Here is a 26,220-nt window from a genome sequence, read left to right as displayed (position 1 = left end):
CCCGCTGCGGTGAGGGTGCAGCGGTGGGGGGGGGGGTTGCGGATGACCGGCATCACACGCGCTCCGTGCCGTGCGCGGCGATGCGGGCTTCGACGAGGTCGGCGAGGCGGGCGGATGCGTCGGCGCGGGCCTGGGAGCGGGCGTCGATCGCGGCCTTGGCCAATCGCTTGGGGTCAGCCAGGAGGGTCGCCAATTGTTCGGCGAGCGCTGCGGGGGTGAAGCGCGGCTGCGGCATCAGCCATGCGCCGCCGGCATCGGCCAGGGCGCTTGCGTTGGCGGACTGGTGGTCGTCGATCGCTCCGGGCAGCGGCACCAGGATCGAGGGCCGGCCGGCGACGGCCAATTCGGCCACGGTGGAGGCGCCGGCGCGGGCGATCACCAGGTGTGCGGCTGCCAGGCGCGCGGCGACGTCGGGGAAGAACGGGGATAGCTGGGCGTCGATCCCTTGGGCGGCGTAGGCGGCTTTGACCCGTTCGAGGTCCTCGGCGCGGGTTTGCTGCACAACGGACAGGCGGGCGCTGAGCGATTGCGGCAGCAGGCGCAGGGCGTCGGGGACGACATCGCTGAAGATCCGGGCGCCGAGCGAGCCGCCGAGCACCAGCAGGGAGATGTGGTCGGTGGCGGCGGTGTAGGTGGTTTGCGACAACGCCATGATTGGCGGCCGGACCGGGTTGCCGGTGATCTCGGTGCGGGTTGCCGCCGGCACTCGTTGCGTCGCGGCAAAGCCCAGTGCGAGGATGTCGGCGCGGCCGGCGAGGAAGCGATTGGCTCGGCCGAGCACGGCGTTCTGTTCGTGCAGGATCAGCGCGGGGTGGTGGCGGAGCAGGCGTGCGGCGAGGATCGGGGCGACGCAGGGGTAGCCGCCGAAGCCGACAACGCTGCCGGCGCCGAGCCGGGACAGGATGGCGCGGGCCTGGGCGATGCCGGCGGTCAACGAGCCAATTGCCTTGGTGGCGCGCCAGATGCCGCGTCCGGCGATGCCGGCGCCGTGGATGACGTATTGCTCGCGTCCGGCGAAGGTGGCGCTGGACTGGCCGGCCGACCTGGCATCGGTCATCAGCACGATACGGTGGCCGCGGGCGACGAGTTCGGCGGTCAGTGCCTCGGCCGGGAAGAAGTGTCCGCCGGTGCCGCCCGCGGCGATGACGATGGGCTTTACCGTGGGGCCTCTCATGCGAGTTCGTCCCGGCTGCGCCGGCGGGTCAGCGCCAGCAGCATGCCCATGCCGAGGGCGACGGCGATGACGGACGAGCCGCCGTAGGAGATGAACGGCAGGGTCATGCCCTTGGTCGGGATCAGGCGCAGGGTGGAGGCCATGTTGACGAACGCCTGCAGGCCGAAGCCGGTGACCAGGCCGGTGCAGGACAGCACGATGAAGGGATCCTGCTCGCGCAGCAGTTTCAGCAGGCCACGCAGCACGATGAAGGCGAAGACGGACAGGATGACGACGCAGATCAACATGCCGAACTCTTCGCCGGCGACGGCGAAGACGAAGTCGGCGTGGGCGTCGGGCAGCACGTCCTTGACGTGGCCCTCACCGGGCCCGCGGCCCCACAGGCCGCCGTTGCCGAACGCCTCGAGCGCGGTGGTGACCTGGTAGTTGTCGCCGGTGCCGTCCCAGAAACGCGTGACGCGGCTGCGGACGTGGGGGAACACGGTGTAGGCGAGGACGCCGCCGCCGCCGATCATGCCGAGTGCGACGCCGACCAGGAATAGCGGCAGGCCGTTGATGTAGAGCTGGGCGAGGAACACCACGGTGACGACCGCCAGCATGCCGATGTCGGGCTGCGACTTCAGCAGGACCAGGATGAGGCCGAACACCACGAAGGCGATGATGGTGCCGGGGAAGCGCGGCGAGCGCTTGGCCTCGCTGAGCATCCAGGCGGTGACGACGGCGAAACAGGGTTTCAGGAACTCACTGGGTTGGATGGTCATCCCCGGTAGCGAGATCCAGCGGCGGGCGCCCTTGATCTCGACCCCCATCACCATGGTGGCGGCGGTCAGCGCCAGGGCGATCAGGCAGCCGGCGATGGCGAGGCGCTTGATGTCGCGGGGCGAGAGCAAGGACACCGCGACGACGATCACGCCGGCAATGGCCAGGAACACGACCTGCTTGAGGATGAAGGTCTCGCGTGACGTGCCGATGCGTTCGGCGACGGCGGGGCTGGCGGCGAGCATCATGATGTAGCCGAAGCCGATGAGCACGCCGATGGCGCCGAGGGTCCAGCGATCGACGCTCCACCACCAGCGGCCCAGCATCGAGTCGTCGGCGCGCGAGAGGGACGGCATCAGGTGGCTCCGGTCCGGCGGGGGGTGGCGGAGAGGCTTGGGGTGGCGGACAGGCTCGGGGTGGTGGACGGGCTCGGGGTGGCGGCCAGGCTTGGGGTGGTGGACGGGCTTGGGGTGGCGGAGAGGGCGCGGGCGAGTTCGGCGAAGCTGTCGCCGCGCTGGTCGTAGCCAGTGAACTGGTCCCAGCTGGCGCAGGCCGGGGACAGCAGCACGATGGGGGCGTTGTGCCGGGTGGCGGCGGCGAAGGCGGCGGGCACGGCGGCTTCCAGGGTGCCGACGGTGTCGGATGGGACGCCGTGGCGGGCGAGCGTGGCGGCGAGGTCGGCGGCGTCCCGGCCGATCAGGAACGCGTGGGCGATGCGCGGGAATAGCGGCGCCAGCGGGTCGATGCCGCCCTGCTTGGCCATGCCGCCGGCGATCCAGATCAGGCGGTCGTAGCAGACCAAGGCGCGTTCGGCGGCGTCGGCGTTGGTTGCCTTGCTGTCGTTGATGAAGTTGACGCCATCGACGGTGGCGACAAGCTGTTGGCGGTGGGGGAGGCCGGGATAGGTCTGCAATGCGGACGCGATGGTGTCGTCGGACACGCCGAAATGGCGGGCCACGGCGGTCGCGGCGGCGGCGTTTTGCGCGTTGTGCTCGCCCGGCAGGGCTGGCCCTCGGGGCAGGCTGGGCGTCGCGCCGGAGATGCGGATTACCCGCGCCGGGCGGGTGTCGAGCCAGGCGGCGATGTCGCGGCAGTCTGGGCCGTCGACGCCGATCACCGCGAGGTGTTGCGGGCGCTGGCGGTCGAAGATGGCGCGCTTGGCCATGGCGTAGCCGGCCATGTCGCCGTGACGATCGATGTGGTCGGCGCTGAGGTTGAGCATCACCGCGGCATCAAACCGCATATCTGCGAGTCGCTCCAACATATAGGAGGACATTTCGAGTACGTACACTCCATGATGTGGTAGCAGCGGCAGTGACAAGGCTGCTGGGCCGAGGTTGGCGCCGGCCTCGGCTGGGATGCCGGCGCGGTCCAGGATGTGGTGCAGCAGCGCGGTGGTGGTGGATTTGCCGTTAGTACCGGTGATGCCGACGAAGCGGGCGCGCGAGCCGGAGGCGCGGACCGCTTGGAACAGCAGTTCGACGTCGCAGAGGATCGGCACGCCGGCGGCGATCGCGCGTGCGGCGGCGGGGTGCGGCTTGGGCAGGCAATGCGGGATGCCGGGGGACAGGATCAGGGCGTCGTAGTCGAACGGGGCTTGTGTTGGATCGGCCAGTTCGAGGCCGTTTGCGGCTTCGCGGGCGGCGGGATTGTCGTCCCAGGCGACTACTTGGGCGCCCATCGCGCGCAGGCCTCGTGCGGCCGGCAGGCCGTTATTGCCGAGGCCGACGACGGCGTAGCGCTTGGTCGCGAACAGGGTGGGGGAAAAGGTGTTCATCGGATCTTCAGCGTGGCGAGGCCGATGAGGGCGAGGATCATCGAGATGATCCAGAAGCGGATGACGATGGTTGGTTCGGCCCAGCCCTTCTTCTCGAAGTGATGATGCAGCGGGGCCATCAGGAACACGCGGTGGCCGGTGCGCTTGTACCAGAACACCTGGATGACGACCGACAGCGTCTCGACCACGAACAGGCCGCCGACGATCATCAGGACGATCTCGTGCTTGGTGACCATCGCCACGGCGCCGAGCGCGCCGCCCAGGCCGAGGGCGCCGATATCGCCCATGAAGACGGCGGCGGGGGGTGCGTTGAACCACAGGAAGCCGAGGCCGGCGCCGACCAGGGCGGCGCAGAATACCGCCAGTTCGCCGGCGCCGACCACCGGGTTGAGCTGCAGGTAGTCGGCGAAGATGCGATTGCCGACCAGGTAGGCGATCAGGGTGAAGACGCTGGCGGCGATCATGGTGGGCACGATCGCCAGGCCGTCGAGCCCGTCGGTCAGGTTGACCGCGTTGGAGGCGCCCATCATCACCAGCGTGCCGAACACCGGAAACAGGAAGCCCAACGGGATGACGACTTCCTTGAACACCGGGACGGTCAGCGCGGTGGCGAGCGGGCCTCGGGCCAACGAGGTGATCCAGATCGCGGTGGCGAGGCCGATCGCGGTTTGCACGATCAGCTTGGTGCGGCCGGGGACGCCGCGGGTGTTGCGCCTGGTCACCTTGAGGTAGTCGTCCCAGAATCCGAGCGCGCCGTAGCCGAGGGTGACGAACAGGACGGCCCAGACGTAGCCGTTACGCAGGTCGGCCCAGAGCAGGGTGGAGATCGTCAGGCTTCCCAGGATCAGCAGGCCGCCCATGGTCGGGGTGCCTTTTTTCTCGACCAGGTGGCGCTCCGGACCATCCGCACGGATCGGCTGGCCTTGCTTCTGCACCGATTTCAGCCAGCGGATCACCGCGGGGCCTAGCACGAAGCTGACGATCAGGGCGGTGAGGCAGGCGGCGCCGGCGCGGAAGGTGATGTAGCGGAACAGGTTGAACAGGAAGAAGTGGTCCGCGAACGGGCGGGAGATCACGGACAGCATCAGACGGCTCCGACGGGCGCGGGTGAGGCGGGCGCGGGTGAGGTGGGGCCGAGTGAGGTGGTCGCGGGTGGAGTGGGGCGGAAGGGTTGCTCGATCGCGTCGATGACGTGCTTCATGGCGCTGCCGAGGCTGCCCTTGACCAGGATGGCGTCGCCTCGGGCCAAGGCGGCGGCGACCAGGGGGGCGAGTTCGGTGGCGTTGGCGGCGTGGGCGGCGCGTAAGGGTTGCGGGACGGCGTCGAACAGGTTGCGCATCAATGGGCCGCAGGTGAACAGGCAGTCGGCGGAATTGATCACCGCGTCGGCCAGAGCGGCGTGCTCGGCGGGACCCTCGTCACCGAGCTCCAGCATGTCGCCGAGGACCGCGATCCGGCGGCGGGCTGGCTGCAGGCGCAACACGTCGAGCGCGGCGCGCATCGAGGCGCCGTTGCCGTTGTAGCTTTCGTCGAGCAGCCGGGCGGTGCCGCAGCCCGCGCGGATGTCGCGCCGGGCGCCGCGTCCGGCGAGGGGAACGAAGGCCTCCAGTGCGTCGATCGCTCGGATGGGATCGAGGCCGAGCGCGGCGACGACGGCCAGGGTGGCGACCGCGTTCATCGCCATGTGGCGGCCGGGGGCGCTGAGCCGCAGCGATGCGGTGCGGCCGGCGATGTCGACGTGGATCAGCGAGCCGGCGTCGTCGGCCTCGCTGTGGACGAGGCGGACATCGGCCGCCGGATCGGCGCCGAAGGTCAGTACCGTGGCGCCGTGCGCGCGGGCCTTGAGGCGGGGGAATTGCGCTGAGTCGGCGGGCAGCACGGCCGTGCCGCCGGGTTCCAGGCCGGCGATGATGCTGGCTTTCTCATCGGCGATGGCCTCGATGCTGCCGAGGTAGCCGATATGGGCCTTGGCGATGCTGGTGATGACGGCGACGTGGGGGCGGGCCAGGCGGGCGAGCGGGGCGATCTCGCCGGCGTGGTTCATGCCGATCTCGGCGATGCAGAACCTGGCATCGCGGGGCGTGCGGGCCAGGGTGAGCGGCAGGCCCCAATGATTGTTGTGGGACGCGGCGGCGGCGTGGGTCGGGGCGAAGGCGGCGAGCACGCCGCGCAGCATTTCCTTGGTGGTGGTCTTGCCGACGCTGCCGGTGACGGCGATCAGGCGGAAGTCGCCGGCGTCGGAGCGAGCCCGGGCATAGGCGCCGAGCCGCGACAGGCCGGCCAATGTGTCGTCAACGCGCAGCACCGGTTGGGCCGGCGTGGTGTCGGCGTGCACCATGGCGCCGGCCGCGCCGCGGGCCAGGGCGTCGGCGGCGAAGGCGTGGCCGTCGCGGCCTTCACCGAGCAGAGCGACGAACAGGTCGCCGGGCGTCAGCGACCTTGTGTCGATCGAGACGCCGCTGGCGTCGAACGGCTGCGACAGGACACCGAAGGTGGCTTCGGCCAGTTCGGTCGCGGTCCATAATGACCGGGGCTGGGTCTGGGGCTGGTTCAGAGGCTGGGGCTGGTTCAGAGGCTGGGGCTGGAGCAGGGGCTGGGTCATGGGCCGGGGTCCGGGCAGTCGGCCAGGCGGCGGATGACGGTGGCGTCGTCGAACGGCAGCACCGTCGCGCCGACGATCTGGCCTTGCTCGTGGCCCTTGCCGGCGACCACCAGGACATCGCCGGCCGAGAGGTCGTTGAGCGCGGTTTCGATGGCTTGTGCGCGGTCGCCGATCTGGCGGGCGTTCGGGCAGGCGGCCATGATGGCGGCTCGGATCGCCGCGGGGTCCTCGCTGCGCGGATTGTCATCGGTCACGATGACGCTGTCGGCGAGGCGCGCGGCGGCCTCGCCCATCAGCGGACGCTTGCCGCGGTCGCGATCGCCGCCGGCGCCGAACACCACGTGCAGGCGCCCGGCGGTGTGCGGGCGCAGCGCGGTCAGCAGCCGTTCCAGCGCGTCGGGGGTGTGGGCGTAGTCGACGTAGGCTGTGGCGGCGTTTGGCAGCCTGGCGGCACATTCCATGCGGCCGCGCACGCCGCGCAACGCCGGCAGGCGATCGAGCACGTCGACCAGGCCCAGCGCCTCGGTGAGGGCGGCGGCGAGCAGCACGTTGTCGGCCTGGAAGCGGCCGGGGAGGTTCAGCACAACGGTGCGCTGCTTGCCGGCGGAGGCAATCGTCAGATCCTGGCCGTCGGGGCGCGGATGTGCCCGGATCAGGCGCAGGCGGCTGCCGGTTTCGCCCACCGTGCTGAAGTCGAGGCGGCGGCGGCGGGCGATTTGGCGCAACGCGTCCAGGGTTGCGGGGTCCATCTCGGCCTGGGCGATGGCGGGGGCGCCGGCGGGCAGCAGCGCCTCGAACAGCCGCAGCTTGGCGCGGCGGTAGGCGTCGAACGTGGGGTGATAATCCAGGTGATCGCGCGTCAGGTTGGTGAATGCCGCCGCAGCCAGCCTGACGCCGTCCAGCCGAAACTGATCGAGGCCGTGGGATGACGCCTCCATCGCCGCCTTGGTGACGCCGTGACGCGCCAGGCCGGCGAGGGTCTCGGCCAGGCTGACCGGGTCGGGCGTGGTCAGACCGGGGCCGGGATCGAAGCCCGGCGCGATCAGCCCTAGGGTGCCCAGGCTGGCGGCCTTGGCGCCGGAGGATGCCCAGAGCTGGCGGGTGAATTCGACGGTGCTGGTCTTGCCGTTGGTGCCGGTGACCGCGACCACGGTCTCGGGCTGGGGGCCGGCCAGGACGGCGGCGATCTGGGCCAGGCATTGGCGCGGCTCCGGATCGGTGATGACCGGGCGCGGCGGCACGCCGGGCGGCCAGGGTGTTCCGGGCAGGGCGAGGACCGCGATCGCGCCACGCTCCACCGCATCGGCGATGAAGCTTCGGCCATCGGCGCGCGATCCCGGCAGGGCGGCAAACAGATCACCCGGCACGACGGTGCGGCTGTCGGCGGTGACGCCCGCGATGTCGAGGTGGGCGATGTCGAGGCGGCCGAGGGCATCCCAGCCTCGGGCACGCGGCGTGCCGGGTATGGTGGAAAGCCGTGGCATGAGATCAGCGAGCAGCAACGGGAGCGGCCGAGGAAACGGCCACGACAGGGGCGCCGACCGGATGATCGAGTTCGGTGCGCTGCCTGGGTTCGGGCGCCGGGCGGCTGATCGCGGCCGGCAGCGCGGTGGCGGGGATGGTCAGGTCGGGTCGGTTAGATCCGATCGGCTGTTTGGTCGCGGCATTGGCAACCGGGGTCGCAGCGCCCGGGCTGTGGGCCGGGGCGCCGGATGGACGCGCCGGCTGCAGCGGGATGGCGAGTTCCTGGTTGATTTCGGGCATGTCCTGGATATCGGGCAGCAAGCCGAGCATCGGCCCGATGCGCGCGATCACCTTGCCGGCGGCGGGGGCGACGACCCAGCCGGCGGTTGCGTAGCCGTGCGTGGCCTTGGTGGCGTGCGGTTCATCCAGCATCATGTAGACCGCGTATCGCGGGGCGTTCATCGGAAACACGCTCATGAAGGCGGCGACATTGGCGTGTTTTTTGTAGCCGCCATGGGCCTTGACCTTTTCCGCCGTGCCGGTCTTGCCGCCCGGGTAGTAGCCGGGCACTTCGGCGGACTTGCCGAACCCATTGGTGACCACCAGCCGCATCAGCTTGCGCAAGATGTCGGAGGTCGACGGCTGCATCACCCGCCGGCCATTGACCGCAGCGTCCGGGTCACGCGCGAGGATCGTCGGGCGGATCAGAACGCCGCCGTTAGCGACCGCGGCGGTGCCGCGCACGACGTGCAGTGGTGTGATCGAAATACCGTGGCCGAATCCCACGGTCATGGTGACGACTTCCTTCCAGGCTGACGCGGGCTGGATAATCGGAAGCGCGGACTCCGGCAGTTCGATGCCGGTGCGGCCGAACATACCCATGTTCTTAAGCCAGGCCCGTTGGCGCTCGCTGCCGACGGTGAGGGCGATATGAGCGGCGCCCAGGTTGGAGGAATACGCCAGGACCTCGGGCAGATACAACCAGCGATGCTTGCCTTCGAAATCGGAGATTGTGAAGCGGCCGATGTGGATGTTGCGGGAGGCGTCGAACTCGTCCCAGATGTGTACCAGCCCGCTGTCCAGGGCCATCGAAGCGGTTTGCAGCTTGAACGTGCTGCCCGGTTCATAAGTGCCTTCGACAGCTCGGTTGAAACGGTCATCCGCCGGCGCCGAGCGCACGTTGTTGGCATCGTAATCCGGCAGGCTGACCATCGCCAGCACCTCACCGGTATTGACATCCATCACGATGCCGCAGCCGCCGATCGCATCGAAGGTCTGCATCGCGGTTTCGAGTTCCTCGCGCACCGCGGCCTGCACCTGCAGGTCGATGGACAGACGCAGCGGATCGGTATCGGTGCGCAGGCGCTTGTCGAAGAAGCGCTCGACGCCGGCGAAGCCGCTTTCGTCGACATCGACGCCGCCGAGCACCTGCGCGGCGGTGCGTCCGAGCGGATATTCGCGGTGCTGGGTCGGCTGGAAATTGACGCCTGGGATGCCGAGGTTGTTGATAGCCTGCTCTTCCCGGGGGGTGATCTCGCGCGCCAGGTAGACGAACTTCTTTTCGCGTTTCAGCCGGTCCTCGGTCTCGGCCAGATCGAGCCGGGGCAGGACCTGTTTCAGCTTCGTCGCCGCATCGTCGGCATCGCCGATCTGCCTGGGATCGGCTGACAGCGAGACGGTGTCGAGCGAGATCGCCATCGGCTGTCCGTTGCGATCGGTGATCATCGCGCGCTGGCCGGGCAGCGAGGCCTCGACCGAATTGTGCGGGATCGAATCGACGATCTCGGTGACCGAACGCTCGACGCGATGCGGTGCCAGCGGGGTGATGATGGTGGCGAGTGTCAGCTTGGTCAGTACAGCGGCGAACAGCGCGGCGAAGCCGCCGGCGGCGATCACCAGTCGCGAGCGGGTTTTCTCCAGCGCGATGCGGCGCGCGAGGTCAGGCGCGGTGACCCGCACGTTCTCCATCCGCGGCACCGCGTCCGAGCGGCTGGCGCCCTGGCGCTGCGCCGGCCTGCCGTAGCGGGTGCCGTTGCGCGGCGGCGAACCAGACGGTGGAACGGGGCCACGCGGATCGCTCATGCTGGTGGCTCAGTTGGCATTGTAGGCGGCGGTCACCGGGGTGGGGCGCGGTGCGGGAGGCATCGAGCTGCGTGCCATGCCGAGCAGGGATCCGTTGAAGGGCGCGGACGTCGCGACCATCGCCGAATGCGGCGCGGCTGGCGGAAGCGGGGAGGGCTTGCCGACCGGCGTGGCGGCCTGGGTCGGCCCGGTCATGCCAGGCAGCATCGAACGGGGCGGGGCAGCCGGCGCCCGGGAATCCGGGCGGTTCTCCGCCAGGCGCGGAGCGGCGCGCTGGGTGATGGCGCGCTGATCAGTGGGGCGTTGATCGGATGGGCGGGGGTCGAACGTGCGTTGATCGGGCGATCTTGTGGCGCCTGCGACGACGGCGCTGGACTGAGCGTCAGGCGGCGGGCGGGACAGCGACGCGCGATCCGCCGTTCTGGTGTCGGCGGGACGCGCATCGGCCGCACGCGTGGCGGCGGCATCAGCCGCACGCGCCACCGACGCGATGGCTGGGCGGGTCGCGGGAACCGGGGGGATCGGAAGCTCCTGGTCGGCGACGGCCTCTGGGTCGGCGGCAGCGCTTGGAGCGGCGGTCTCGGCGTCGGAGGTTGCCGGGTTCGGGCCGGGCGCGGCGGGCGGGTTCGGCGGGTTGGTTTCGCCGGCGACCAGCATCGGGTCCGGCGCGCTGGTGCCATGCGGCGGCAGTTCCGCCTGCGGCGGCGGCAAGCGGCTGTCGAGATCGGCGAGACTGGTGAACTGGGCCGGCGCGATGGTCTTGAGACCGAGATAGGCGTTGGAGAACTGCCGCAGCCGCTCCGGATCGTTCAGCATGGTCCATTCCGCCGCCAACAACCGGCTCTGGTCGCGCAGGGCGTTGGTGTCACGCACGGTCCGCTCGATGGTGCGGTCGAGCAACTGCACCTCGTGCTTGGACTGGTAGAGGTAGAGCCCGGAACCGCAGGCGAGCATGCAGGTGACGATGGTGAGCGGGCGGATCATGTCGTGGGGCTTTCGTCGAGACGTTCGAGCGCTCGCAGCCGGGCGCTGCGGGATCTGGGATTGTGGTCGGTTTCACTGGGGCTGGGACGCAGCGCCCGGGCGGTCAGCAGGCGGAAGGCGGGGGCGTGGCGGTGGGTCAAGCCGGCGGGGTCATGGCGCGACGGAGCGCCTGTTCGTCCGGTCGCCTGGTGCATGAACTGCTTGACGATGCGGTCTTCCAGGCTGTGGAAGGCGACCACCACCAAGCGGCCGTTCGGCCCGAGCAAGCCGGCGGCCTGCGTTAGGGCACGGTGGATTTGTTGCAGTTCGTCGTTGACCTTGATGCGCAGGGCCTGGAAGCTGCGGGTGGCCGGATGGTTGCCGGAGCGGTCGGGCGGCAGCACGGAACGAATGATTGCGGCGAGCCGGGCGGTGGTCTCGATCGGCGCCTGCTGGCGGGCGGCGACGATCGCCTGGGCGATGCGGCGGGAGGCGCGTTCTTCACCGAATTGATAGAGGATGTCGGCCAGCGCGGGTTCGGGCAGCGCGTTTACCAGGTCGGCGGCGCTGGTCCCATGTTTTCCCATGCGCATATCGAGCGGGCCGTCATGGCGGAACGAGAAGCCGCGATCAGGGTCGTCGAGCTGGAACGAGGAGACGCCGAGATCGAGCACGATGCCGTCGAGCCTGGAGACGCCGGCCTGGGCTAGCAGGGCGACCATGTCGGCGAACTGGCCGTGCAGCAGGTGCAGCCGGCCAGCGTAGCGGGCCACCAGGCTGGCGCCACGCTCGATTGCGTCGGGGTCGCGATCGATCGCCCATAGCGTGCAGCTTGCATGGTCCAGGATCGCGCTGGCATAGGCTCCGCCGCCGAACGTGCCGTCGAGATAGGTGCCACCGTCGTGCGGCGCGAGGGTGGCGAGCACCTCGGGGAGCATGACCGGAACGTGGGTGGGGGCGGGTCCGGTGGGGGCGGGGTCGGTCATGACACGGCCGCGCTGGGGGGTGGACCGTTTGCCGGCGGCGCTGGAACGGTGACGGGGGCGCGCACGCTGAAGCCGGCGGCTTTGGTCTTTTCACGCGCCTCGGCCTGCCGCCGGACGGCCGCCGCGGGCTCCCAGATCTGGAACGTGTTGCGGGTGCCCATGAAGGTGACGTTCTCGGTCAGCCCGGCATGCGCGACGAGGTTGGCCGGCAGCATGATCCGCCCTTCCTTATCGGTTTCGGTGACGTAGACATCGGCGAACAATGCGACCACGAGGTCGTCGTGCTCCGAACTGAACAGGTCGTAGCCTTGCTCCACCGGCGCGCTGAGTGCTTCGAAGCCGAACTCGGTCCAGCCCTCGATGCAGGGATGCTGGTGCGACGGGCGCAGGTAGATCGTTGCGATCGGGGCGGTCACGCCGGCATGGCTCATCTGCTTGAGGATGGAACGAAAATGCGCAGGTATCGACACACGCCCTTTGGAGTCCAGCTTGTTCTGATGGGTGCCGAGGAAAAGCGCCATTCGGACCCGTTTGCCTTTCCTGCCGAGCGGTTCTGTCGTGGGTGAGCAAGGCGACGCTGCGACGACACGGTTCGGTGTTTGGTGTGGCTGACCGGATCCCGAGACGCCTCCCTGTGGATGGTGGTCCACGGTGGGTAGGCATGGGATAGCATGGGATGAACTGGGAAGTCAAAGAAGATTGGCCTTTTACTGGCGGATTTGAACGAAAATTTCCGGGCTTCGTCAGACACTTACCGACACTGGCCCGAGTCACCTCAAGCCAATTCAAGATCACGAAAATATTCGTGTTTCGTTCCTGTGGAAAACCTTGTGGGAGAGTGTTCGAGGGGGTGTGTTGCCTTTGGCAGCGCGGCTTCGCGACGCGGGGTGCCGCGGCTGCGCGACGCGGCGCGGGGATGATCGGGAGGCGGCGGAGCGGTCAGGGAATGGAGAGTGCCAGACAGCCGGTAAGCCGGGTTCTGTCCGCCCCTGACGGGACGTGACGACCATTCGTCTGGGACGCATCTCGCGATGCGCCTCGTGCGACCAACCCGGGCGGCGGGACGGGAACGTCCGCGTGATAATCTCGGACTAGAATCCAGGGACTATCACAGCCGCCCCTATTCGGTCTTGCTCCCGGTGGGGTTTACCTTGCCGCCCTTGTTGCCAAGGGCGCGGTGCGCTCTTGCCGCACCGTTTCGCCCTTGCCCGCGGGACCGATACGCTTGCGCGCAGCGGTCTTGCGCGGGCGGTTTGTTTTCTGTGGCACTTTCCCTGGGGTCGCCCCCGCCGGCGGTTAGCCGGCACCGTTTTCCCGTGGAGCCCGGACTTTCCTCCACCTACGTAATTGCTACGCAGGCGGCGGCCGTCTGGCTGTCTGGCGTGGCGGATGTGCGCCTCGGCGTCGGGTGGGTCAAGCGTCGTGAGAGGCCGGCCGGAGCGGGAACCGGGCGAACCTGGGTTCGCGACCCGGGTCCGCTGCGCGGTTTGGTGATCACCCTGGGCGGGTTTGGCGGGTGATGTTGGCGGGCGGTGTTGGCGGGCGGGTTATGATGCCGCCACCCAGAATGCGGTTGTCGTCGTAGAACACGCAGGCTTGGCCGGGAGCCGGCAGGGCGGGTTGGTCAAGCGTGACCGTGGTGACGCCGCCGGCCAGATGCACGGTGGCCGGATGGGGGGTTTCCCGAGCCCGCAGCTTGACCGCGCAGCGCAACGGGGAGGCAGGGCGTGGCGCGGGAATCAGCCAGTTCACCTCGCGCAGCGACACGGTACGGGTGCCGTTGCCGCGCGGCCCGACGACGATGCGGCGGCGGCCGGGTTCGCTGGCGATTACCACCTGACGCTGCCCGTCGAGCAACGCGGCGTCCCCGAGGCGCTTGGCCTGGCCCACCGTGTAGCGGGCGATGCCATCATGGCGGCCGACGACCTGGCCGGCCTCGGTCACGATTTGACCGGGTACCAGCGCGTCGGGACGGAGCTTTGTGATGACGTCGGTATAGGCGCCGGAGGGGACGAAACAGATGTCCTGGCTGTCCGGCTTTTGCGCCACGCCAAGCCCCAGCCGTTGGGCAATGTCGCGGACCGCGCGCTTGTCCGGCATGCCACCGAGCGGAAACAGGCAGAGATCGAGCTGGTCTCGGGTGGTGGCGTAGAGGAACCAGCTTTGATCGCGGGCGGGATCGGCGGCGCGGTGCAGTTCGGCGCCATCCGGCCCGTCCACCCGGCGGACGTAATGACCGGTGGCCAGCCGTTCGGCGCCGAGATCGCGTGCCAGGACGGACAGGTCGGCGAACTTCACCGTCTGGTTGCAGCGGATGCAGGGCACCGGGGTCTCGCCGTTGGCATAGCTGTCGGCGAAATCGGCGATCACCGCCCCGGCAAACCGCTGCTCGGCATCGATCACGTAATGCGCGATGCCCAGCCGGTCGGCGACCCGGCGCGCGTCGTGGATGTCCTGGCCGGCGCAGCAGGCGCCTTTGCGCCCGATCGCCGCGCCATGGTCGTAGAGTTGCAGCGTGACGCCGATGACCTCGTGCCCAGCCTGATGCATCAGGCCGGCGACTACGCTGCTGTCCACGCCGCCGGACATGGCGACCACGACCCGCATGAGCTGGGCTCCTTTCCTTGGGTCAGCCTTTGGCCTGGGTCAGCCTTGGGCGTTGCGGGTGGCGGCGGGCAACTTCACCACCAGCCCGTCCAGTTCGGCGGTGATGACGATCTGGCAGCCCAGCCGTGAGGTGCGGGTCAGACCGAACGCCAGGTCCAGCATATCTTCCTCGTCCTCGGTCGGCTGTGCCAGCTTGGTGAACCAGGCGGGGTCGACGACGACGTGGCAGGTCGAGCAGGCGAGCGAGCCCTCGCAGGCACCCTCGATATCGATGCCGTGCTTATGGGCGATCTCGAGCACCGAGAGGCCGGTTGGGGCGTCGACCTGGCGACGGGTGCCGTCTTTCTCGATGAAGGTCATTTTCGGCATGCGGATCGGGCCCTATTCGGCGGATCAGGTGTCAGTGGCGACCGGATGGCCCGCTTCGCAAACGGCATGCGCTGCTGACAGCGCCGCGGCGGCATAATCGATCTCGGCGGCGGAGGTAAAGCGTCCGATCCCGATGCGCAAGCTGCGCTGGGCCTGCTGGTCGGACAGACCCAGCGCGCGCAGCACATAGGACGGCTCGATCGCGGCCGAGGAGCAGGCCGAGCCGGTGGAGACGCAGAGCTGCGGCAGCGCCGCCATCAGGTCCGCGGCGGTCGCCTGGGGGAAGGTCAGGTTGAGGTTGCCGGCGATGCGTGCGTGGTCGTTGCCGTTGACCCGCAGGCCGGGGATACAGCGGCGCAAGCGGTCGAGCAGGTCGGCGCGCAGCCGGCCGATGCGGTCGGCGTCCTGCGCCATTTCGGCGTTGGCGAGGCGGGCGGCCTCGCCGAGGCCGACGATCAGCGGGGTCGGCAAGGTGCCGGACCGCAAGCCCCTTTCCTGGCCGCCGCCGGAGAACAGCGGGGCCAGGCGGACGCGCGGGCGGCGACGGACATAAAGCGCGCCGACGCCTTTCGGGCCGTAGATCTTGTGACCGCTGATCGAGGCCAGGTCGAGCTTCCAGCCGGTGACGTCGAGCCGGATCTTGCCCACCGCCTGCGCCAGGTCGGAGTGCAGCAGGGCGCCCGCCTGCTTGATGATCGGAGCCAGTGCCGCGATGTCCTGGATCACGCCGGTTTCGTTGTTCACCGCCATGACGCTGACCAGCAGGGTGGGCGTTGCCAGCGCCTGGCGCAGCGTTTCGGGGTCGAGCAGCCCGTCGGGGCGGACCGGCAGGACGACCGGGTCGAACCCCTCGGCTGCAAGGTCGGCGACCGCCTCGAGGACGCATTTGTGTTCGGTGGCGAGGGTGATGACGCGGCGTCGCTTGTCGTCCATGGCGGCGGCGAAGCGTGCGGCGCCCTTGATGGCCAGGTTGTTGGCCTCGGTGGCGCCGGAGGTGAAGATGATTTCCCGGGGCTCGGCGCCGAGGAGGGCGGCGAGCTCGCCGCGTGCGGTTTCGACGGCGGCTTCGGCGGTCTGGCCCATGGCGTGCTCGACGCTATGGGGGTTGCCGTAGTGCTCCGAGAAGAACGGAAGCATCGCCTGGAGCACGCGCGGATCGCATCGGGTGGTGGCCTGGTTGTCCAGGTAGACCGGCTGGTTCGGGAGGGACGGCATGTGGGTCATGGCATTCAGGTGGGATCACGCGGCGTGCGGGGCCAGGGTGGGGCGCAGCCGGGCAGCCACGCGCCGATAGGCGGCGGCAAAGGCATCGATATCGGATTGGGCCGCGTTCCACGGCAAGGAGACCCGGATCGCTTCGCCGGCGAGGCGGCCGAGACCCATCGCCTGCAGCACATGGCTGGTCTGCACCTTGCCGGAACTGCAGGCGGCGCCGGCGCTGACCGCGATGCCCTCGAGATCGAGCGCGATCACCTGCACGTCGGCTGCGGCGCCGGGCAGGGCGATGCAGGTTGTATTCGGCAGGCGCTGTTCGCGGTTGCCGCAGACCACGGCGCCGCAGGCCAGCGCGGCGGCCTCGGCGGCGTCGCGCAGGCGGCCCAGGTTGGCCAGGTCGTCGGCGGAGCAGGCTTCGGCCGCGGCGGCGAAGCCGGCGATCAGCGCGACCGCCGGGGTGCCCCCGCGGCGGCCACGCTCTTGGCCGCCGCCAGCGATCAGCGGCGCGGCGAACGCCACGTCGGGGGCCAGCAGCAAGGCGCCGACCCCGGCGGGTCCACCCAGCTTGTGGGAGGAGATCGCGAGGCTTTGCGCGCCCAGCGCGCCGAGCTGAACCGGCATGCGGCCGGCGGCCTGGACCGCATCGACGTGTAGCCAGGCGCCGTGGCGGCGGCAGATCGCGGCGGCCTGTGCCACCGGCTGGATCACGCCGGTCTCGTTGTTGGCCAGCATGAGGCAGAGCATCGACGCCGTGCCGTCGCTCAACTGGCGGTCCAGCGCCAGCAGATCGACGATGCCGTCCGGATGCACCGGCACGATGTGCGCGTCGGCGGCGGCGGATCGCACGGCGTCGTGCTCGATCGCGCTGCGGATCAGGCGGCGGCCAGGGGATATGGCGTGGATTGCGGTGGCATTCGCCTCGGTGCCGCCGGAGGTGAACACCAGGTCCTGTGGGGCGGCGGCGAAGCACTGGGCGATGGCCTCGCGAGCGTCTTCCATGACGTGCCGGACGCCGCGTCCCTGGCGGTGTATCGAGGATGGATTGCCGACGCTTTCGAACGCCGCCAGCAGGGCATTGCGCGCCACTGGGCGCAGCGGCTGGGTGGCATTGGCGTCGAGATAGTGCGTCTGGTTCATGGCGGACCGGGTTCGGCGTCGCCGGCACGTGGTGATGGCGCCGCGATGGTTCGGCCGCTGAGCCGGCCAAGGGCCACGTCGGCGAGGCTGATGCCGCGCAGGAACAGCATGATCTGGCGCCCGAGTTCGAGCCAGAGATCATGGGTATGGCACGTCTCAACGCCGATCATGGAGCCGGGGACGGCCAGGCGGCGGCCGCTGTCGATCCCGCACCGCGTGGCTTTGATCGGTTCATCCACGGCGGCGACGATTTCCGCGATGGCGATGTCGGCGGCGGGGCGGGTAAGCCGATAGCCGCCGCGCGGACCGCGTGCCGCGTGGACCAGGTCGGCCCGTCGGAGCTTGGCGAGGAGCTGCTCCAGGTAGGACTGGCTGAGTTGCTGGCGGCCGGCGATGTCGGCCAGGCAGATGAGGTCCGCCGCCTGGTCGGCGGTTTCCCGGTGGGCGAGATCGACCATTGCGATCACGGCATAGCGGCCTTTGGTGGAGAGCTGCACGGCGGGGTTAACGCACGGCGCGGCGGATCGGTGTAATCGGCGGTTTTGCGTGGCGGAGAAGCCGGATCACAGCGGAACGCATGTAATAGTTTATCACAGAAAGTTTTATACACGCATGGGTAGTGAATAATAGCATCGACGCCGCCTCGCGTGGCAGAACGCGAGCTGGATCGGCGTTTTTGGTCTCACGCCAGAACATGAAAGCCATGCGACATTTCCATTATGAAAGATCGCTTCACTTGTCCTATAACGATGTTCGGCCGCGAGGAATTGAGATTTCCTAATGCGCGTCCTGCGATCGGCAGGCGTATAAGGAGACGAATAGGAGGTAGGTTCAGGATTCGGCGCGAACGCGGTCGCCGAACTTATAATTCCCGACCAGGCAGGTCAAGAATTGATGGTTTAGCCGGGTGACATGGAACTGAAATCTGGGGATTGCGTTCCTATTTCATTGGGAGCGCGGCTCGGGATGAAAGTCCAGCCCGCGAGATGCACTCAGGCCAGCAGGATGACCGAAACCGCGGTGGTTTCGGGCCATACACTGCTGGCGGGACAGGAACAGGTTACGAATCGCCATGCCCGAGGTAATGTTCGCCGGTCCGGACGGACGGCTCGAAGGTCGTTATCACCATTCGAAGGAGCCGGGCGCCCCTGTCGCTTTGATCCTGCATCCGCATCCGCTGCACGGCGGAACCATGAACAATCGCATCACCTATTCCATTTACCAAGCTTTTCAAAAGCTTGGATGCTCGGTCATGCGCTTCAACTTTCGTGGCGTCGGTCGCAGCCAGGGCCGCTACGACGGTGGCATCGGCGAAATCGGCGATGCGGCTTCGGCGCTCGACTGGATGCAGGCGGTCAATCCAGGGCATGGCGGGCTGTGGATCGCCGGCTATTCGTTCGGCGCGTTTATCGGCATGCAGTTGCTGATGCGTCGGCCGGAGATTTCCGGTTGGGTCAGCGTGGCTCCTCCGGCTAATCATTACGATTTTGGTTTCCTTGCGCCGTGTCCGTGTGGGGGTCTGATGCTGCACGGCGACGCCGATGAACTGGTTCCCGAACCGGCAGTGCGGAAGCTTGTCGACAAGCTGAATACGCAGAAGAACGTGCATGTGGATTACCGTGTCGTCGCCGGAGCGGATCACGTGTTTGCGAGCCAGGCTGAGACTGTTGCTGATGCGGTGGACGATTTCTGCGGCAAGGCGATCGCTCGGAAGCAGATGGCTCTCGCCGCGGATTAGTCGGCGGGCGTTTTGCAATTCTGAGTTGTGGTTGGGTGATGACTTTCGCCGCTTTAATCGCGACTACATTCTGATTACCAGTTGTTGGCGATCCTGCCACCCCGCGTTGCTTGCGAGACACCGGTTGTCGAGGGGTAGCTGAGCGGCAATCCGGCGACAATCCTGGCGGCCAGGAAACCGAAGCATTGCGCTTCCAGCGCGTCGCCATTCCAGCCGACCGACTCGACGGGCTCGACCGGAACCCGCACCGCTTGGCGCAGGCCGTCCAGCATCGTGGGGTTATGTCGTCCGCCGCCGGTGACGAGCCAGCGCCGTGGCGGGTCGGGGAGTTGCGCGGCCGCGACCGTGGCCACTGTGAACTGGGTCAAAGTCGCAGCGCCATCGGCGGGCGAAAGGCCTGCAATCCCGCTTTCGGCGAGACCGGTATCGAAGTCGAGTCGATCGAGCGATTTTGGGCCGGGTAGCGCGAAATAGTGGTGCGACAGCAGTCGGGACAGGATTTCGCGGTCCACCCGGCCGGAGCGCGCGAGCGCGCCTTCAGCATCGAATGCCTGGCCGGTATGGCGAAATATCCAATCGTCGAGCGGGCCATTGCCCGGCCCGGTATCGAATGCGAGCAACGCGCCGTCGTCGCCGACCCAGGTTACGTTGGCGACGCCGCCGATATTCAGCACGGCCAGCGGTTTGGGCAGATCGGCGGCCAATGCGACGTGGTAGGCCGGGGCGAACGGGGCCCCCTGGCCTCCGGCCGCGACGTCGGCCGAACGAAAATCATGCGCGACCGGGACACCCAGCCGTTGGGCCAAGCCGGCGGCGTCGCCGATCTGCCAGGTGCGACGGCGCTGCGGCTGATGCAGGATGGTCTGGCCGTGAAAGCCCACCAGATCAGCCGGCCGGTCAAGCGCCTCGACCGCGCGCAGGTGATAATCGGTCAGACACTCGGTTACCGCCGCCAGACGCGGATCGTCTGCTGCCAGCGTGGGGGCCAGGTCGAGGATGGTGCGAAGGTCGCGGCGCAGGTCTACATCATAAGGTACGGTCAGCGTCGGGCCGAACGCGGTGACGGTGATTCCATCGGTGTCCAGCCAGGCGGCGTCCACCCCGTCGAGTGACGTTCCGCTCATCAGACCGATCGTTCTTGGCATTTGCCCTGGCCCCACTGTGTGATAACCCGCGCCCTCCCCACGTTACGGTTCCGCCGCCATGACCACCAGCAGTTTCCTCGACGAGGCCACCGAACGTGGCTTCGTGTTCCAGTGCACCGATCCGGGCGGCTTGCGCGCCGCGATGGGCGCAGCGCCGACCGCCGGCTATGTCGGCTTCGACTGCACCGCGGACAGCCTCCATGTCGGCAGCCTGGTGCAGATCATGATCCTGCGGCTGCTGCAGAAGCACGGACACAAGCCGGTGGTACTGTTGGGCGGAGGCACCACTCGGATCGGCGATCCCTCGGGCAAGGACGAATCGCGTCAACTGCTGACCGACGCGGTGATCGCGGCCAACATGGCTGGCATCAGGCGGTGCTTCACGCCGTTCCTGCGGTTTGGCGACGCGGCGTCCGACGCAATGCTGGCCAATAATGCGGACTGGCTGGACACGCTGGGCTACATCCCGTTGCTGCGCGAGGTCGGGGTGCATTTCACCATCAACCGGATGCTCGGATTCGATTCGGTGAAATTACGGCTGGACCGGCAGCAGCCGCTGACGTTCCTGGAATTCAACTACATGATCCTGCAGAGCTACGATTTTCGTGAGCTCAATCGCCGCCATGGCGTGTCGCTGCAGATCGGCGGGTCGGATCAATGGGGCAACATCGTTGCCGGGATGGAATTGACGCGCCGCACCGATGCCAGGACGGTGCATGGCCTGACCACGCCGCTGATCACCACCGCGTCGGGCGGCAAGATGGGCAAGACCGCTCAGGGCGCCATCTGGCTGACCGCGGACCGGCTGTCGGCGTACGACTACTGGCAATTCTGGCGCAATACCGAGGACGGTGACGTCGGCCGCTTCCTACGTCTGTTCACCGATCTGGCGCTGGGGGAAATCGGCCGGCTGGAGGCGCTGGGCGGGGTGGAGATCAACGAGGCGAAGAAGATCCTGGCGACCGAGGCGACGGCCTTGGCGCACGGGCGGGCGGCGGCGGCGCAGGCTGGCGAAACCGCGCGCAGTGCGTTCGAGGACGGGCAGGCCGCTTCGTCGCTGCCCAGCGTTGTCGTGGCGGCGGCGGAGCTTGCGGCCGGGATTCCGGCGTTCCGGCTGTTTGCCCTGTCCGGTCTGGCAGCGAGCAACGCCGAGGCGCGACGGTTGATCCGGGGCGGCGGCGCTCGGGTGAATGATATCGCGGTCACCGAGGAAGGGACGCTGGTTGGCGCCGATGCGCTGCGCGACGGTGCGATCAAGCTGTCGGCCGGGCGAAAGCAGCATCGGCTGGTCAGGCCGGAATGATCAATCGGGCCGCTATTAAATGATTGCTCACCGGCAATCCAGCCATCGGTATTCCTTGCGCGTCTATTATGAGGACACTGATGCCGGTGGTGTGGTGTATCACGCCAATTACCTCCGCTACGCCGAACGCGCCCGAACCGAAGCCTTGCGCGACGCCGGGATTCCGCATGCCGAGCTGGTCGAACGATTCGGACTGCTGTTCATGGTGTATCGCGCTGAAATCGACTATCCGCGGCCGGCTCTGGTTGACGACGTGCTGGTTGTCGATACGGAAACAATGGACGTGGGCGGCGCGACTGTTCTATTGCGCCAGACGATTCTAGGCCCCAACGGAGTCTGTGCGACGTTGCGAATCCGGCTGGCTTGCGTCCGAATCGGGGGGAACAAACCGGCCCGCATCCCGGCTGAATGGCGGGCGGCGATGGCTACCATAAGCCGCGACCCAGGGGTCGCGACTCGGGGGCCGCGACGGGGGTCCGCGACGGGGGTCCGCGATTCGCGGCCGGCGACGGGGGCAGCAATTTGTCATGTGCGGCGAATCGATTCGGCTGGGCCATGATGCGCGGAACGTTGATCACGACGGTGGCTTTGCGTCATCGGCAGGCGACGTGAGGGTGGCGTCCGGAAACGGCGCAAGGGACCGCGATGCGTGGCGACCGCGATGCTTGGAAACGCGGGGGGATCCGCGATGGGTGAAAACGCGGGGGACCGCGATGGTCGAAAACGCGGAGCACCGCGATGCGTCATGATGGGTATGACGACCGAAAGAGGGGTTTGAGCAGTGGATCGGGCAGTGGATGCGGTCAACCTGGGGGCGGCCAACGGCGATCTGTCGCTCTGGGGCTTGTTCTTGCAAGCCGATATCGTCGTCAAACTTGTCATGCTCGGCTTGTTGGCGGCCAGCGTGTGGGTTTGGGCCGTGGTGTTCGAGAAGTGGAGCACGCTGCGCCGGGTCAACAGGGATGCCGACGGGTTCGAGGACAGGTTCTGGTCCGGCGGCAGCCTGGACGAATTGTTCGATCGTGAGGGCACCAACCCCAACCATCCGATGGCTTCGGTGTTTGCTGCGGCGATGGGTGAATGGCGTCGTTCGGTCCGGGTCGCCGGCGCCGACATCTCCCACACCAGTGTGCGGGAGCGAATCGACCGTGCGATCGCCGTGACCGTGCAGCGGGAGATGGATCGGCTGGAGCGCTGGATGGTGTTCCTTGCCAGTGTCGGGGCGACCGCGCCGTTCATCGGACTGTTCGGCACGGTCTGGGGCATCATGCATTCGTTCTCCGCGATCGCCGCCATGCACAACACCAACCTCGCGGTGGTTGCCCCAGGCATTGCCGAGGCGCTGTTCGCTACCGCGATCGGCCTGGTGGCGGCGATCCCGGCGGTGCTCGCCTACAACCAGATCAGCACGAGCCTGTCGCGTTTCGCCGGACGTATGGACAATTTCGGTAGCGAATTCAGTGCCATCCTGTCGCGCCAGAGCGAGGAGCGAGCGTAGGTGCGGCAGCGGAAAATCCCGTGCGACCGTGACGGCGGCGCGTCGCGGTGGTCTGACGGACTTTGCCGCCGGATAACCAGGCGGATCCAACCCAAGGAGCGTAGCTGAGCCATGGCGTTCACCCTGAACAGCGGCGGTCGCGGTGGTCGCCAGGGCCGCTATCGTCCGCTGGCCGAAATCAACGTCACCCCGCTGGTGGACGTGATGCTGGTGCTGCTGATCATTTTCATGGTCACCGCCCCACTGATGACCTCGGGCGTGTCGGTCGATCTGCCGAAGACCAACGCCCAGCAACTGAACAGCGACAGTGAGCCGCTTACCGTCACGATCAAGGCCGACGGGTCGGTCTTCCTGCAGGACCAGGCGATCGACCTGTCCGACATCGTGGCCAAGCTGCAGGCCATCGCGCAGAACAATCCCGAACGTCGTATCTTTGTTCGTGGCGACAAGGATCTGGCCTATGGCCGCATCATGGAGGTGATGGGCACGATCACCCAGGGCGGCTTCACCAAGGTTGCGCTGCTGGCCGAGCAGACTGCGGTGCCGCAGAACGGCGCGCCCCAAACGGGTGCAGCCCAGACTAATGGATCGCAGACTGGCGCATCGCAGACTGGCGCATCCCCGGCAGGCGCACCCCAGGCTGGGAGCCCACAGCCCGACGCACCTGCCTCGTCCGCGCCGGCGAGGACCGCGCCTGGGTCCCGGTCGCGCAAGTAATCGAGGGGCGTGTGAGCGGCGCTGCTTTATTCGCCATGGCCGGGAATGTCCCGACCATGATGTATGGACTCTCCCGCTACCCGCTCGCTGGGTGACGATCGCGTGCTTCAGCAACTATTCAGAGGGTCGCGTCGCACTCGCCAATTTGCGCCCGGCATGACGCCGCGTTTGCGTGCCGGTCTGATCACCTCGGCGGTGCTGCATGTCGCGGTGCTGCTGGTGCTGGTGTTGGGTCTGCCCAGCTTCACGCCGAAGGACGCGGACGTGCCGGAGACCTCTGTCGCGATGGTGTTTCAGGGTACCGCGCAGAGCTCGATGAAGGCCGCCGAGCAGGCTCAGCTGCCGGCGCCGTCGAAGGACGTGGCGCCGCCCGCGCCGCCGGTGTCCACGCCGCCGCTGCCGCAACCGGTCGAGGCGCCGCCGCCGCCTCCGCCGCCTCCGCCACCGCCGCCTCAGACGCATGTCGAGCCTGCGCCGCCGACAGCTTCGCCGCCGGTGCCGATGCCGCCGCCAGAACCGACGCCGGCGCCGAACGTGATCCCACCGCCGCCCGCGCCGGCGACGCCGCCGACACCGTCCGCGCCGGTGAAGCCGGAGCCGCCGCTACCGCTGCCGCCGCCGCTGGTGCCGCCGCCTCCGGCACCGCCGAGCACGACGTCGCAACCGAACGCGACGAAGAATCCGGCGCCGAACAGCAGATCGGTCGAGAACACGCTGGAGAAGCTGCGGCAGCAACTGGCGCAGAACCAGCCGCCGAAAGCGCGCGCCAATCCGCGGTCCGGCGGCCAGCCGAACGGGGGCGGCAACCCGTTGGGGAATGATACCGCGGCACTTTCGACCGAACAGCGTGGCGCGATCGGCGATCATGTGCGCGAGTGCTGGACCAAGGATGCCGGCGCGCTGGACATCGACAAGCAGCGCGTGCTGCTGACCGTCACCACTGACGCGAACGGCGTGGCGCGGATGGCCGAGGTCGCCGGCGACGACGTCGCCCGGATGAGTGATCCGCGGTTCCGTGCGTTTGCCGAACGGGCGATTCGGGCGATCCGGGATCCGCGCTGCGCCAACCTGCCGCTGCCGAACAACGTGCTGGGGCGGGTCAATGTGCTGACGTTCCGGTTCAGCCCATGAGGTTTTTCACCGGAAGCCGGGGAGAATTTGCGTGACCGCAAGGGCTTGCGGTGCCCTGGACCGCAACAGGAGGAAGACAGCGCCATGACCGACACTGCGAACCCGCCCGACGGACCAATCCCTGATGCATCCTTGCGCCGGATAGCCCAAGTCGGGCGGCGCGGCCTGATTGCAGGCAGCGCCGGGTTGATGAGCACCGCCGCGGGCCTGGTGGCACCGGTTCCGGTCGTTGCCCAACCGGTTGCCGACGGCAGTCATGGCCAGTCGGCGGTGATCGACGTCGATCATGCTCGTTCGGCGCCGATCCCGATCGCCGTTCCCGACCTTGGCGGGCCGGACGGCGGCTCGGCCCAGCTTGGCCATGACATCGCCGGCGTGATCAGCGCCGACCTGGCGCGCAGCGGGCTGTTCCGGTTGATCAATCAGACGGCGTTCATCCAGGCCGGCGCATCGGTCGGGGGGGCGCCCAATTTCCAGAACTGGAAGCCGACCGGCGCGCAGGCACTGGTCACCGGCAGCGTGCAGATGCAGGGCGGCGGGCAGGTGCGGGTGGAGTTCCGGCTGTGGGACATCCTGCCGCAGACCCAGATCCAGGGCACCGCCTACACCACGTCGCAGAGCAACTGGCGCCGCATCGCCCACATCATGGCCGACGTGATCTATCAGCGGCTGCTGGGCGAGAAGGGCTACTTCGACACCCGCATCGTGTATATCTCGGCGACCGGTCCGCGCGATCGGCGCACCAAGCGGCTGGCGATCATGGACCAGGACAGCGAGAACAATCGGCTGCTGACCGATGGGTCCTGGCTGGTATTGACGCCGCGGTTTCACCCGACCCGCGACGAGATCGCTTTCATGAGTTATGCCAACAACCGGCCTCGGGTCTATCTGTTCGACCTGAGCTCCGGGCGGCAGACCCAGTTGGGCGATTTTCCCGGCATGACGTTCGCGCCTCGTTTCTCGCCCGATGGCAGCGGCGTGGTGATGGCGGTGTCGAATGGCGGGGGATCCGACATCATCTCGATGGATCTCGCCAGCCGGGGATCGCGCCGGCTGACCGACTCCGGATCGATCGACGTCAGTCCTTGCTATAGTCCGGATGCGACGCAGATCGCCTTCGCCTCGGACCGGGGCGGCGATCAGCAGATCTACATCATGGGTTCGGGCGGCGGCGGGGCGAAGCGGATCAGCTTTGGCAACGGCAAGTACGCGACACCGGTATGGTCCCCGCGCGGCGACCTGATCGCGTTCACCCGTTATTCCGGGGATACGTCCAACTTCGCCATTGGCGTCATGCATCCGGATGGATCGGGGGAGCGCATCCTGTCCGAGGGGTGGCTGGTCGAAGGTCCGACATTCGCACCGAACGGCAGGGTGCTGATGTTCTGGCGCGAGACCCGTTCCCAGGATGCGCGCGGGCGGGGCTTTTCGTCGCGGCTGGTGTCGGTCGACATCACCGGGTTCAACGAGCGGCCGGTGGAGACCCCGACCGATGCATCCGATCCGGCCTGGTCACCGCTGGGGGCGTAGCGCGAGGGCTGGTGCTTCGGGGG

The 26,220-nt window shown here is 68.2% G+C and carries 22 protein-coding genes, 1 other RNA gene and 1 pseudogene; 7 read left to right on the top strand and 17 right to left on the bottom strand.

The features are described 5' to 3' along the window. Positions 1–52 precede the first annotated feature (52 nt). From murG to ACQY4T_RS01765, 16 genes are all read right to left on the bottom strand, one after another. The gene (gene murG / locus ACQY4T_RS01840) at positions 53–1,174 is read right to left on the bottom strand and encodes an undecaprenyldiphospho-muramoylpentapeptide beta-N-acetylglucosaminyltransferase (RefSeq protein WP_428536802.1); all 1,122 of its coding nucleotides are present in this window, start codon (positions 1,172–1,174) and stop codon (positions 53–55) included. Next, on the bottom strand, positions 1,171–2,289 hold the full coding sequence (locus ACQY4T_RS01835; RefSeq protein ID WP_428536799.1) for an FtsW/RodA/SpoVE family cell cycle protein: 1,119 nt from the start codon (positions 2,287–2,289) through the stop codon (positions 1,171–1,173). The genes murG and ACQY4T_RS01835 overlap by 4 nt, the downstream gene beginning before the upstream one ends. After that, positions 2,289–3,710 carry a UDP-N-acetylmuramoyl-L-alanine--D-glutamate ligase gene (gene murD, locus ACQY4T_RS01830; RefSeq protein WP_428536796.1) on the bottom strand — a complete coding sequence of 474 codons (1,422 nt, stop codon included), beginning with the start codon at positions 3,708–3,710 and terminating at the stop codon, positions 2,289–2,291. The genes ACQY4T_RS01835 and murD overlap by 1 nt, the downstream gene beginning before the upstream one ends. After that, the gene (gene mraY, locus ACQY4T_RS01825) at positions 3,707–4,798 is read right to left on the bottom strand and encodes a phospho-N-acetylmuramoyl-pentapeptide-transferase (RefSeq protein ID WP_428542663.1); all 1,092 of its coding nucleotides are present in this window, start codon (positions 4,796–4,798) and stop codon (positions 3,707–3,709) included. The genes murD and mraY overlap by 4 nt, the downstream gene beginning before the upstream one ends. Continuing rightward, positions 4,795–6,312, bottom strand: coding sequence for a UDP-N-acetylmuramoyl-tripeptide--D-alanyl-D-alanine ligase (locus ACQY4T_RS01820; RefSeq protein ID WP_428536793.1), 1,518 nt, complete (start codon positions 6,310–6,312; stop codon positions 4,795–4,797). The genes mraY and ACQY4T_RS01820 overlap by 4 nt, the downstream gene beginning before the upstream one ends. After that, positions 6,309–7,796: a UDP-N-acetylmuramoyl-L-alanyl-D-glutamate--2,6-diaminopimelate ligase gene (locus ACQY4T_RS01815; protein ID WP_428536790.1), complete on the bottom strand. Its 1,488-nt coding sequence runs from the start codon at positions 7,794–7,796 to the stop codon at positions 6,309–6,311. The genes ACQY4T_RS01820 and ACQY4T_RS01815 overlap by 4 nt, the downstream gene beginning before the upstream one ends. A 4-nt stretch (positions 7,797–7,800) precedes the next feature. After that, on the bottom strand, positions 7,801–9,858 hold the full coding sequence (locus tag ACQY4T_RS01810; protein ID WP_428536787.1) for a peptidoglycan D,D-transpeptidase FtsI family protein: 2,058 nt from the start codon (positions 9,856–9,858) through the stop codon (positions 7,801–7,803). A gap of 9 nt (positions 9,859–9,867) precedes the next feature. Continuing rightward, on the bottom strand, positions 9,868–10,842 hold the full coding sequence (gene ftsL, locus ACQY4T_RS01805; RefSeq protein WP_428536784.1) for a cell division protein FtsL: 975 nt from the start codon (positions 10,840–10,842) through the stop codon (positions 9,868–9,870). Further along, positions 10,839–11,807: a 16S rRNA (cytosine(1402)-N(4))-methyltransferase RsmH gene (rsmH, locus tag ACQY4T_RS01800; RefSeq protein WP_428536781.1), complete on the bottom strand. Its 969-nt coding sequence runs from the start codon at positions 11,805–11,807 to the stop codon at positions 10,839–10,841. The genes ftsL and rsmH overlap by 4 nt, the downstream gene beginning before the upstream one ends. Beyond that, entirely contained in the window at positions 11,804–12,328 is a 525-nt protein-coding gene (gene mraZ / locus ACQY4T_RS01795) for a division/cell wall cluster transcriptional repressor MraZ (protein ID WP_428536778.1), read from the bottom strand. Before mraZ ends, rsmH begins: the two co-directional genes overlap by 4 nt. Before the next feature lie 431 nt (positions 12,329–12,759). Then, an RNA gene (gene rnpB, locus ACQY4T_RS01790) (RNase P RNA component class A) lies at positions 12,760–13,188 on the bottom strand. A gap of 113 nt (positions 13,189–13,301) precedes the next feature. Beyond that, entirely contained in the window at positions 13,302–14,414 is a 1,113-nt protein-coding gene (gene mnmA / locus ACQY4T_RS01785) for a tRNA 2-thiouridine(34) synthase MnmA (protein ID WP_428536775.1), read from the bottom strand. A gap of 39 nt (positions 14,415–14,453) precedes the next feature. Further along, positions 14,454–14,783, bottom strand: a complete 330-nt coding sequence (locus ACQY4T_RS01780; protein WP_428536772.1) for a ferredoxin family 2Fe-2S iron-sulfur cluster binding protein — start codon at positions 14,781–14,783, stop codon at positions 14,454–14,456. 24 nt (positions 14,784–14,807) lie between these two features. Next, positions 14,808–15,998, bottom strand: coding sequence for a cysteine desulfurase family protein (locus tag ACQY4T_RS01775; RefSeq protein WP_428536769.1), 1,191 nt, complete (start codon positions 15,996–15,998; stop codon positions 14,808–14,810). A 24-nt stretch (positions 15,999–16,022) separates the two neighbouring features. Further along, positions 16,023–17,135 (bottom strand): cysteine desulfurase family protein, encoded by a 1,113-nt coding sequence (locus tag ACQY4T_RS01770; RefSeq protein ID WP_428536766.1) that lies wholly within the window; start codon positions 17,133–17,135, stop codon positions 16,023–16,025. Beyond that, entirely contained in the window at positions 17,132–17,632 is a 501-nt protein-coding gene (locus tag ACQY4T_RS01765) for an Rrf2 family transcriptional regulator (protein WP_428536763.1), read from the bottom strand. Before ACQY4T_RS01765 ends, ACQY4T_RS01770 begins: the two co-directional genes overlap by 4 nt. 575 nt (positions 17,633–18,207) lie before the next feature. On the opposite strand from ACQY4T_RS01765, the gene ACQY4T_RS01760 reads away from it, so the two are divergent. Then, the gene (locus ACQY4T_RS01760) at positions 18,208–18,873 is read left to right on the top strand and encodes an alpha/beta hydrolase (RefSeq protein ID WP_428536760.1); all 666 of its coding nucleotides are present in this window, start codon (positions 18,208–18,210) and stop codon (positions 18,871–18,873) included. A 74-nt stretch (positions 18,874–18,947) separates the two neighbouring features. On the opposite strand, the gene ACQY4T_RS01755 is transcribed toward ACQY4T_RS01760, so the two are convergent. Further along, positions 18,948–20,018 (bottom strand): anhydro-N-acetylmuramic acid kinase, encoded by a 1,071-nt coding sequence (locus ACQY4T_RS01755; protein ID WP_428536757.1) that lies wholly within the window; start codon positions 20,016–20,018, stop codon positions 18,948–18,950. A gap of 58 nt (positions 20,019–20,076) precedes the next feature. On the opposite strand from ACQY4T_RS01755, the gene tyrS reads away from it, so the two are divergent. The 6 genes and pseudogenes from tyrS (at position 20,077) to tolB (ending at position 26,197) form a co-directional block, all read left to right on the top strand. After that, complete coding sequence (gene tyrS / locus ACQY4T_RS01750; RefSeq protein ID WP_428536754.1) at positions 20,077–21,321, top strand: tyrosine--tRNA ligase; 1,245 nt, start codon at positions 20,077–20,079, stop codon at positions 21,319–21,321. A 19-nt stretch (positions 21,322–21,340) separates the two neighbouring features. Continuing rightward, on the top strand, positions 21,341–21,880 hold the full coding sequence (locus tag ACQY4T_RS01745; RefSeq protein ID WP_428536751.1) for a YbgC/FadM family acyl-CoA thioesterase: 540 nt from the start codon (positions 21,341–21,343) through the stop codon (positions 21,878–21,880). A 222-nt stretch (positions 21,881–22,102) separates the two neighbouring features. Next, positions 22,103–22,819 carry a protein TolQ gene (gene tolQ, locus ACQY4T_RS01740; RefSeq protein ID WP_428536748.1) on the top strand — a complete coding sequence of 239 codons (717 nt, stop codon included), beginning with the start codon at positions 22,103–22,105 and terminating at the stop codon, positions 22,817–22,819. A 111-nt stretch (positions 22,820–22,930) separates the two neighbouring features. Continuing rightward, a pseudogene (gene tolR, locus ACQY4T_RS01735) lies at positions 22,931–23,359 on the top strand (protein TolR); the annotation flags it as partial. A 333-nt stretch (positions 23,360–23,692) separates the two neighbouring features. After that, entirely contained in the window at positions 23,693–24,667 is a 975-nt protein-coding gene (locus ACQY4T_RS01730; protein ID WP_428536745.1) for a hypothetical protein, read from the top strand. Between the two features lie 189 nt (positions 24,668–24,856). Continuing rightward, a complete protein-coding gene (tolB, locus tag ACQY4T_RS01725; protein ID WP_428542660.1) occupies positions 24,857–26,197 on the top strand; it encodes a Tol-Pal system beta propeller repeat protein TolB in 1,341 nt (446 codons plus the stop codon). The last annotated feature ends 23 nt before the right edge of the window (positions 26,198–26,220 follow it).

Source organism: Rhodopila sp. (assembly GCF_965277825.1).
In the GTDB taxonomy this organism is placed as follows: domain Bacteria; phylum Pseudomonadota; class Alphaproteobacteria; order Acetobacterales; family Acetobacteraceae; genus Rhodopila.
Note: the sequence above shows the minus strand (reverse complement) of the source record. Positions and strands in the feature narration are given on the sequence as shown.

Bases quoted from the DNA above. Each gene is read 5' to 3' on its own strand.
- murG (WP_428536802.1), bottom strand. From the start codon at position 1,174: ATGAGAGGCCCCACGGTAAAGCCCATCGTCATCGCCGCGGGCGGCACC.
- ACQY4T_RS01835 (WP_428536799.1), bottom strand. From the start codon at position 2,289: ATGCCGTCCCTCTCGCGCGCCGACGACTCGATGCTGGGCCGCTGGTGG.
- murD (WP_428536796.1), bottom strand. From the start codon at position 3,710: ATGAACACCTTTTCCCCCACCCTGTTCGCGACCAAGCGCTACGCCGTC.
- ACQY4T_RS01820 (WP_428536793.1), bottom strand. From the start codon at position 6,312: ATGACCCAGCCCCTGCTCCAGCCCCAGCCTCTGAACCAGCCCCAGCCT.
- ACQY4T_RS01815 (WP_428536790.1), bottom strand. From the start codon at position 7,796: ATGCCACGGCTTTCCACCATACCCGGCACGCCGCGTGCCCGAGGCTGG.
- ACQY4T_RS01810 (WP_428536787.1), bottom strand. From the start codon at position 9,858: ATGAGCGATCCGCGTGGCCCCGTTCCACCGTCTGGTTCGCCGCCGCGC.
- ftsL (WP_428536784.1), bottom strand. From the start codon at position 10,842: ATGATCCGCCCGCTCACCATCGTCACCTGCATGCTCGCCTGCGGTTCC.
- rsmH (WP_428536781.1), bottom strand. From the start codon at position 11,807: ATGACCGACCCCGCCCCCACCGGACCCGCCCCCACCCACGTTCCGGTC.
- mraZ (WP_428536778.1), bottom strand. From the start codon at position 12,328: ATGGCGCTTTTCCTCGGCACCCATCAGAACAAGCTGGACTCCAAAGGG.
- mnmA (WP_428536775.1), bottom strand. From the start codon at position 14,414: ATGCGGGTCGTGGTCGCCATGTCCGGCGGCGTGGACAGCAGCGTAGTC.
- ACQY4T_RS01780 (WP_428536772.1), bottom strand. From the start codon at position 14,783: ATGCCGAAAATGACCTTCATCGAGAAAGACGGCACCCGTCGCCAGGTC.
- ACQY4T_RS01775 (WP_428536769.1), bottom strand. From the start codon at position 15,998: ATGCCGTCCCTCCCGAACCAGCCGGTCTACCTGGACAACCAGGCCACC.
- ACQY4T_RS01770 (WP_428536766.1), bottom strand. From the start codon at position 17,135: ATGAACCAGACGCACTATCTCGACGCCAATGCCACCCAGCCGCTGCGC.
- ACQY4T_RS01760 (WP_428536760.1), top strand. From the start codon at position 18,208: ATGCCCGAGGTAATGTTCGCCGGTCCGGACGGACGGCTCGAAGGTCGT.
- ACQY4T_RS01755 (WP_428536757.1), bottom strand. From the start codon at position 20,018: ATGCCAAGAACGATCGGTCTGATGAGCGGAACGTCACTCGACGGGGTG.
- tyrS (WP_428536754.1), top strand. From the start codon at position 20,077: ATGACCACCAGCAGTTTCCTCGACGAGGCCACCGAACGTGGCTTCGTG.
- ACQY4T_RS01745 (WP_428536751.1), top strand. From the start codon at position 21,341: ATGATTGCTCACCGGCAATCCAGCCATCGGTATTCCTTGCGCGTCTAT.
- ACQY4T_RS01730 (WP_428536745.1), top strand. From the start codon at position 23,693: ATGACGCCGCGTTTGCGTGCCGGTCTGATCACCTCGGCGGTGCTGCAT.
- tolB (WP_428542660.1), top strand. From the start codon at position 24,857: ATGAGCACCGCCGCGGGCCTGGTGGCACCGGTTCCGGTCGTTGCCCAA.